Below are 8,023 nucleotides of genomic sequence, written 5' to 3' on the forward strand. Positions count from 1 at the left end.
GCCCGCCGCGGTCGGCAGGAGTGACCCGGTCACACTCCCCGCCGCGGGCGGGAAGGGGCTGCGGTCACGCCCCCCGAGCGCGGGCGGCAAGAAAGACACGGTCACCCTCCGCCGCCGACACGAGGAGGCGTCACGCCCCCCAGCCGGCCTGCTCGCCGCCCACCCGCTCGGCCACGATCCGCTCCTGCCACCCGCTGGCGTGGTACGCGGCGACGGGGTCAGGGGCGAGGCCCTGTTCCTCGCGCAGTTCGCGCAGCAGCGGGCGCACGTCGGTGTTGTAGGCGTCCATGAGCACGGCGTTGGCGGTGAGGACGTCGCCCTCGCGCTGGGCCGCCGTCAGGGCGTCGCGGTCGACGAGGAGGGCCTTGGCGGTGGCCTCCTGCACGTTCATCACGGAGCGGATGACCGCGGGGATCTTCGCCTCGATGTTGTGGCACTGGTCGAGCATGAACGCCACGTTCGTCTCCGCGTCGAAGCCGCCGTTCTTGGCGACCTCGTGCAGGATGCGGAACAGCTGGAACGGGTCGGCGGAGCCCACCATCAGGTCGTCGTCCGCGTAGAAGCGGGAGTTGAAGTCGAAGCCGCCGAGCTTTCCCTCGCGCAGCAGCAGCGCCACGATGAACTCGATGTTGGTGCCCGGCGCGTGGTGCCCGGTGTCCACCACGACCTGGGCGCGTTCGCCGAGCTTGAGGCACTGCACGTACGAGGTGCCCCAGTCCGGCACGTCCGTCGTGTAGAAGGCGGGCTCGAAGAGCTTGTATTCGAGGAGCAGGCGCTGGTCGTCGCCGAGCCGCTCGTACACCGCCGCGAGGGACTCGGCGAGGCGGTCCTGGCGGGCCACGATGTCGTCCTGGCCGGGATAGTTGGTGCCGTCGGCGAGCCACAGCTTCAGGTCCTTCGACCCGGTCGCGTCCATGATGTCGACGCATTCCAGGAGGTGGCCGACGGCCTTGCGGCGCACCTTGGGGTCCGGGTGACAGACGCTGCCGAGCTTGTAGTCGTCGTCCTGGAAGGTGTTGGAGTTGACGGTGCCGAGTTCGACACCGCGCTCCTTCGCGTAGGCGGCGAGCGCCGCGTAGTCGTCGACGGTGTCCCACGGGATGTGCAGCGCCACCTTGGGCGCGACACCGGTGAACTCGTGCACCTTCGCCGCGTCTTCGAGCTTCTCCTGGGGCGTGCGGGGCACGCCGGCCTGGGCGTACACCTTGAACCGGGTGCCGGAGTTGCCGTAACCCCAGGACGGCGTCTCGATCCGCTGATCGGCGAGTGCGGCCTTGACGGCAGCGATGTCAGGCATGTCCACCTCTGAGTGCGTGAATCGATTCACTTCGCTGGGGAAGTTAACCCCGGGCGATCCGGCAGTCAAGGGGGCGGGCCGGGTCCGGCGCGAGGTCAAGTGCGTTACGCAATCGTGCTGTTCATGGTTCCCGCGCGGTCTTCACCGCTTTTTCCTCGCAGTTCACGAGTGGGCGGGGGTGGGCGAAGGGGGCAATTCGCCGCAGCTCGGCGAATCGGGTCCACTCCGGCCCCTTGACCTCTCCGGAGGGACGGAGCTAGCTTCCGGGCAACTTCACTGAAACATTTCACGCCGGTGATCCACCCGGCGCCCGCGGCCACTCCCGTGCGCTCGGCACGGCCCGGCCCACCCATGCACACTCACGGAGACATGCAATGACGCATCCTGAACCGGAGACCACTCCGGTGCTCGCGCTGGAGGGGGTGAGCAAGTCCTTCGGTGCCGTGCGCGCCCTGCGCGACGTCAGTCTGCGCCTGTACGCGGGAGAGGCGCACGCCCTCGCCGGTGAGAACGGCGCCGGCAAGTCGACCCTGATCAAGGCCCTCGCCGGGGTGCACAGGCCCGACACCGGCACGGTCCTGCTCGACGGCGCCCCGGTGGAGTTCCACGGCCCCGCCGACGCCCGGGACGCCGGCGTCGCCGTCATCTACCAGGAGCCCACGCTCTTCCCCGACCTGTCGATCGCCGAGAACATCTTCATGGGCCGCCAGCCGCGCCGCTCGCTCGGCCGCGTCGACCACCGCGCGGTCAAGGAGGCCACGGCCGGGCTGTTCAAGCGGCTCGGTGTCGCGCTCGACCCGGACCAGCCCGCGCGCGGCCTGTCCATCGCCGACCAGCAGCTCGTGGAGATAGCCAAGGCCCTCTCGTTCGACGCCCGGGTCCTGATCATGGACGAGCCGACCGCCGCGCTCACCGGCAGCGAGGTCGCCCGCCTCTTCGGCGTCGTGCGGACCCTGCGCGAACAGGGCGCCGCCGTGCTGTTCATCTCGCACCGCCTCGAAGAGATCTTCGGGCTCTGCCAGCGCGTCACGACGCTGCGCGACGGCGCCTGGGTGGCCAGCGAGCCCCTTGATGGCCTCACCGAGGACGACCTCGTACGCCGCATGGTCGGCCGCGACCTCGACGAGCTCTACCCCAAGCAGGACACCGAGATCGGCGAGGTGGCGCTCAGCGTCCGCCGGCTGACCCGCGAGGGCGTCTTCACCGACGTCTCCTTCGAGGTGCGGCGCGGCGAGATCGTCGGCCTCGCGGGCCTGGTGGGGGCCGGCCGCAGCGAGGTGGCCCGCGCCGTGTTCGGCGTCGACCGCTTCGACGGCGGTGACGTGGAGGTGCTCGGGCAGAAGCTCAAGCCCGGCGCCCCGAGCCTCGCGATGCACGCGGGCCTCGCGCTCGTCCCCGAGGACCGCCGCGCCCAGGGCCTGGTGATGGACATGTCCATCGAGCGCAACATCGGCCTGACCGGCTTCGCCGACACCAGCCGCGCCGGACTCATGAACCGCAAGGCCGAGCGCAGCCGCTCCCTCGACTGGTCCGTCAAGCTCCAGGTGAAGTACGCGCGCCTCGCCGACGTCGTCGGCACCCTCTCCGGCGGCAACCAGCAGAAGGTCGTCCTCGCCAAGTGGCTCGCCACCGGGCCGCAGGTACTCATCGTCGACGAGCCGACCCGCGGCATCGACGTCGGCACCAAGGCCGAGGTGCACCGGCTGCTGTCCTCGCTCGCCGCCGAGGGCGTCGCCGTCCTGATGATCTCCTCCGACCTGCCGGAGATCCTCGGCATGGCCGACCGCGTACTCGTCATGCACGAAGGACGCCTCACCGCGGAGCTCTCCCGCGCCGAGGCGAACGAGGAGTCCGTGATGGCCGCGGCGACGGGGAGGGCCGCCTGATGCCCGCGAACTCACCCTTGTTTGTTGCCCGTTCGTCGGCGACTACGCCACACATGTGGTCGCTCGCGCCCCTGAGGCACGTAGAGGTGGCTGGATCATGACCGTTACCACTCAGCCTGTGCGGGAGGACACCGCACCGGAGCCCACCGCGGGCCGCCGCCTGATCGACAAGGTCTTCAAGGCCCGCGAACTGGCCGTCGCCGGCGTGCTCCTCGTGATGCTGCTCGCCACCCAGGTCTCCAACAGCGAGTTCCTGTCCGAGCAGGGCGTCAAGGACCTCCTCCTCAACGCCACCATCCTCGTCCTCGTCGCCACCGGCCAGGCCGTCGTCGTCATCACCCGCAACGTCGACCTGTCCGTCGGCTCCGTTCTTGGTATCTCCGCCTTCGCCGCCGGCGACTACCTCCATGGCGGCGGAAGTTCACTGATCGCCGTGCTCTACGCCGTCGCGATCGGCGCCGTCTTCGGCGTCCTGAACGGGGCGCTCGTCAGCCTCGGCAAGGTCCCCGCCCTCGTCGTCACCCTCGGCACCCTGTACGTGGTGCGCGGCATCGACTCCATCTGGGTCGGCTCGCAGCAGATCGTCGCCGCCGACCTGCCCGACTCCTTCGTCGACTTCGGCCACGACGGCCTGTGGGTCGTGCCCTACCTGGCGCTCCTCGCCGTCGCCGTCCTGCTCTGTGTCGGCTACTACCTGCGCAGCTACCGCAGCGGCCGCGACATGTACGCGCTCGGCTCCAGCCCCGAGGCCGCCACCCTCGCCGGTGTCCCGGTCCGCAAGCGCATCATGACCGCCTACGTCCTGTGCGGCGCCCTCGCCGGACTCGCCGGCGCCCTCTACCTGGCCCGCTTCGGCAACGTCGACTCCGCCACCGGCAACGGCTACGAACTCACCGTCGTCAGCGCCGTCGTGGTCGGCGGCGTCGCCTTCACCGGCGGCTCCGGCACCGTCTACGGCGCGGCCCTCGGCGCGCTGCTGCTGACCTCCATCAACAGCGTCCTGCCGGCCATCGGCGTCAGCTCCGTCTGGGTCACCGCCATCAACGGCGTCCTGCTGCTGCTCGCCATCGCCGTCGACCGGATCCTGGCCCTGCGGGTCGCCGCCGTGCTGCGCAAGCAGGCCGCACAGATGAGGAGCGCCCGCCATGCCTGACACCTTGAAGAACGCCGTGCGCTGGGACACCGCCGTCGGCGCGCTGCTGATCGTGCTGCTGCTCTGCTCGTTCTCGTTCGTCGACAACTTCGGCAACGCGCTCAACATCTCGTTCCTGATCGGCAACACGCTCCCGATCGCCCTGATCGCGCTGCCGATGACGATGCTCGTCATCTCCGGCGAGGTCGACCTGTCGGTCGGCTCGACGGCCGGTCTGTCCGGCGCCGTCATGGGCGCCCTGTGGAACAACGGCATGGCGATCGAAACGATCATCCCGCTGTGCCTGCTGCTCGGCGTCGTCTGCGGCCTCGTCAACGGCCTGCTCGTAACCCGCCTCGGTCTGCCCTCCCTCGCCGTCACCATCGGCACGATGGCCGCCTACCGGGGCATCGCCCAGATCGTCCTCGGCTCCGACTCGGTCACCGACTTCCCCACGCAGTACCTGGACTTCGGCGCGGGCCGCTTCGGCGAGACGTTCCTGCCGCGGGCGGCGCTCCCGTTCATCGTGCTTCTCGCCGTTGCCGTCGTCGTCCTGCACGCCACCCGCGTGGGGCGCTCGCTCTTCGCGATCGGCGCCAGCGAGGAGGCGGCCCGGTTCTCCGGCGTCCGCGTCAAGCGGCTCAAGCTGTCCATGTTCGTGACGACGGGCGTGCTGTCCGCGCTCACCGGAGTGTTCTGGGCGCTGCACTACGCCAGCGCCCGCTACGACAACGCCACCGGCCTCGAACTCTCCGTCATCGCGGCGGTGCTGCTCGGCGGCATCGACTTCGACGGCGGCAAGGGCACCCTCGGCGGCGCGATCGCGGGCGTCTTCCTGCTCGGCTCGCTGCAGAACGTGATGAGCCTGCTGAACGTCTCCGCGCAGTCCCAGATCGTCGTCACCGGCGTCCTCCTGGTGATCTCCGTGCTCGCCCCCCGCGTCGGCCGCCAGATCGCCCAGGCCAGGGCCCGGCGCAGAACAACCGCGGCCCCGCCCCCGGCACCGGCCACCTCGTAACACGCCCGCGCCCTCAGCTCCGTACAGCCCACCACCCGTAAGGAACCGCCATGTCCCGGACCGTCACCGCCAGAACCCGCCGGCTCTCCGCCGCGCTCGCCGTCACCACGGCCCTCGTCCTCGGCGCCACCGCCTGCGGTGGCACCACCAAGGACGACGCCGACAAGGGCGCGGCCAAGTCCAACGCCGCCGGCAAGGCCGACCCGAACGCGGCCACCAAGAAGGGCCTCACGGTCGCCTTCCTGCCCAAGCAGGTCAACAACCCGTACTTCACCACCTCCGACAACGGCGGCAAGAAGGCGGTCCAGGAGCTCGGCTCGACGTACAAGGAGGTCGGCACCAGCAGCGGCACCGACACCTCCGGTCAGGTCTCCTACGTCAACACCCTCACCCAGCAGCAGGCCGACGCCATCGCCGTGTCCGCGCAGGACCCGGGCGCCCTGTGCACGGCACTCAAGCAGGCCATGAAGAACGGCGTCAGCGTCGTCACGTACGACTCCGACACCAAGGCCGACTGCCGCAACGTCTTCGTCTCGCAGGCCAGCGCCGAGGACCTCGGCCGCACCCAGGTGCAGCAGATGGCCAAGCAGATCGGCAACAAGGGCGAGATCGCGATCCTCTCGGCGGCCCAGACGGCCACCAACCAGAACACGTGGATCGATTACATGAAGGACGAGCTGAAGAAGCCCGAGTACAAGGACATCAAGCTCGTCACGACCGCCTACGGGGACGACGACGCCCAGAAGTCGTTCCAGCAGACCCAGGGGCTCCTCCAGGAGCACCCGAAGCTGAAGGGGATCATCTCCCCGACCACCGTCGGCATCAAGGCCGCCGCCCAGTACCTGTCCGGCTCGAAGTACAAGGGCAAGGTCAAGCTGACCGGACTCGGCACCCCGAACGACATGCGCGCCTACGTCAAGAACGGCACCGTCGACGCGTTCGAGCTGTGGGACCCGGCGAAGCTGGGCGCGCTCGCCGCGCACACCGCCGTCGCCCTGGAGTCCGGCCAGATCACCGGCAAGGAAGGCGAGCAGTACAAGGCCGGCGACCTGGGCGAGTTCACCATCGGCAAGGACGGTGTCGTCTCCCTCGGCAAGCCGACCGTCTTCGACAAGAACAACATCGACCAGTTCAAGTTCTAAAGGAGTGTCGATGCAGCGCGTCTGTTTTCTGCTCAAGGTCAAGGCCGACCGGATCGACGAGTACCGCGCCCGCCACGAGGACGTGTGGCAGGAGATGCGGGAGGCACTGACCGCCACCGGCTGGCACAACTACTCCCTCTTCCTGAGGGACGACGGCCTGCTCGTCGGCTACCTGGAGACGGAGGACTTCGACAAGGCCCGCGCCGCCATGGACGCCACCGACGTGAACGCCCGGTGGCAGGCGGAAATGGGCGCGTTCTTCGAGGAGTTGGACGGGCAGGCCCCGGACGCCGCGATGCGTCCGCTCACCGAGGTCTTCCACCTTGCGTGAGCGCGCGTCGGTCGGCATCAAGGACGTGGCCCACGAAGCGGGAGTCTCCGTGGGCACCGTCTCCAACGTCCTCAACCAGCCCCACCGCGTCTCCGAACCGACCCGGCGCCACGTCCAGCAGGTCATCGCACGGCTCGGCTACGTACGCAGCGAGTACGCCCGTCAGTTGCGGGCCGGGCACAGCCGCATCATGGCGCTGCTCGTCCTCGACATGGGCAACCCGTTCTTCGTGGACGTCGCGCGCGGCGCCGAGCGCGCCGCCCGCGACGCGGGGCTCGGCGTCATGGTGTGCAACAGCGCCCAGAACCCGTCGGAGGAGGCCGAGTACCTCTCGCTCTTCGCCGAACAACGGGTGCGCGGCGCCCTGATCACCCCGGCCGACCCGAGCGGCGCGACCCTGCGCGACTTCCGTCGCCACGGCATCCCGTACGTCGTCGTGGACCGGGTCGCCGGGGACGAGGAGGGGTGTTCGGTCTCCGTCGACGACGTGTCGGGCGGCGCGCTCGCCATCCGCCACCTCATCGCCGGGGGCCACCGCTCCCTCGCCTACGTCAGCGGCCCGGCCCACCTCAAACAGGTGCAGGACCGCCGCGAGGGCGCCCTGAAGGCACTCGCCGAGGCGGGCCTGCCCGGGGAGACCTTGCGCGAACTGCCCACGGAGCGGCTCGACGTGGCCGCCGGGCGTGACGCGGGCGCCCGCCTCCTCGGCCTGGCGCAGCGCCCCACAGCGGTCTTCTGTGCCAACGACCTGCTCGCGCTCGGCGTCCTGCAGTCCCTGTACGCGGCGGGGGTCAAGGTCCCCGACGACATGTCCATCGTCGGCTACGACGACATCGAGTTCGCGGCGGCCGCCACGGTCCCGCTCACCTCGGTGCGCCAGCCGGCGCTCACCCTCGGCGCCATCGCGGCGGAGCTGCTGCTCCAGGAGACGGGCGAGCGCGCCGCCGAGCACCGGCATCAACACGTCGTGCTGCGGCCGGAGTTGGTGGTACGGGGATCGAGCAGAGGACTCAGCTGATGCGGCCGCCGCACTGCCTCAGCCGCGTACCGTCGTCAACACCTCGTCCCGCACGGCCCGCATCATCTCCTCGTCCCGCGCCTCCACATTGAGCCGCAACAACGGCTCGGTGTTGGAGGGGCGGACGTTGAACCACCAGTGGGCGGAGGTGACGGTGAGGCCGTCGAGTTCGTCCAGGGTGATGTCGTCGCGGTCGCCG

The 8,023-nt window shown here is 69.9% G+C and carries 7 protein-coding genes and 1 pseudogene; 6 read left to right on the plus strand and 2 right to left on the minus strand.

The features are described from left to right. Positions 1 to 130: 130 nt before the first annotated feature. Positions 131 to 1,297 (minus strand): L-rhamnose isomerase, encoded by a 1,167-nt coding sequence (rhaI, locus tag AB0J02_RS41305; protein WP_363199078.1) that lies wholly within the window; start codon positions 1,295 to 1,297, stop codon positions 131 to 133. Positions 1,298 to 1,671: 374 nt separating this feature from the next. Between rhaI and AB0J02_RS41310 the strand changes: the two genes are divergently transcribed. From AB0J02_RS41310 to AB0J02_RS41335, 6 genes are all read left to right on the plus strand, one after another. Next, on the plus strand, positions 1,672 to 3,183 hold the full coding sequence (locus AB0J02_RS41310) for a sugar ABC transporter ATP-binding protein (protein WP_363199079.1): 1,512 nt from the start codon (positions 1,672 to 1,674) through the stop codon (positions 3,181 to 3,183). Positions 3,184 to 3,280: 97 nt separating this feature from the next. Continuing rightward, the gene (locus AB0J02_RS41315) at positions 3,281 to 4,336 is read left to right on the plus strand and encodes an ABC transporter permease (RefSeq protein ID WP_363199080.1); all 1,056 of its coding nucleotides are present in this window, start codon (positions 3,281 to 3,283) and stop codon (positions 4,334 to 4,336) included. Continuing rightward, positions 4,329 to 5,333 carry an ABC transporter permease gene (locus tag AB0J02_RS41320; protein ID WP_363199081.1) on the plus strand — a complete coding sequence of 335 codons (1,005 nt, stop codon included), beginning with the start codon at positions 4,329 to 4,331 and terminating at the stop codon, positions 5,331 to 5,333. Before AB0J02_RS41315 ends, AB0J02_RS41320 begins: the two co-directional genes overlap by 8 nt. A gap of 50 nt (positions 5,334 to 5,383) precedes the next feature. After that, positions 5,384 to 6,475, plus strand: a complete 1,092-nt coding sequence (gene rhaS, locus AB0J02_RS41325) for a rhamnose ABC transporter substrate-binding protein (protein ID WP_363199082.1) — start codon at positions 5,384 to 5,386, stop codon at positions 6,473 to 6,475. Positions 6,476 to 6,485: 10 nt separating this feature from the next. Next, on the plus strand, positions 6,486 to 6,806 hold the full coding sequence (locus tag AB0J02_RS41330; protein WP_363199083.1) for an L-rhamnose mutarotase: 321 nt from the start codon (positions 6,486 to 6,488) through the stop codon (positions 6,804 to 6,806). Beyond that, positions 6,799 to 7,824, plus strand: a complete 1,026-nt coding sequence (locus tag AB0J02_RS41335) for a LacI family DNA-binding transcriptional regulator (protein WP_363199084.1) — start codon at positions 6,799 to 6,801, stop codon at positions 7,822 to 7,824. The genes AB0J02_RS41330 and AB0J02_RS41335 overlap by 8 nt, the downstream gene beginning before the upstream one ends. An 18-nt stretch (positions 7,825 to 7,842) precedes the next feature. On the opposite strand, the pseudogene manB reads toward AB0J02_RS41335, so the two are convergent. Beyond that, positions 7,843 to 8,023 (minus strand): annotated as a pseudogene (manB, locus tag AB0J02_RS41340) (phosphomannomutase/phosphoglucomutase); the annotation flags it as partial.

This window comes from Streptomyces sp. NPDC050264 (assembly GCF_040655895.1).
In the GTDB taxonomy this organism is placed as follows: Bacteria; Actinomycetota; Actinomycetes; order Streptomycetales; family Streptomycetaceae; genus Streptomyces.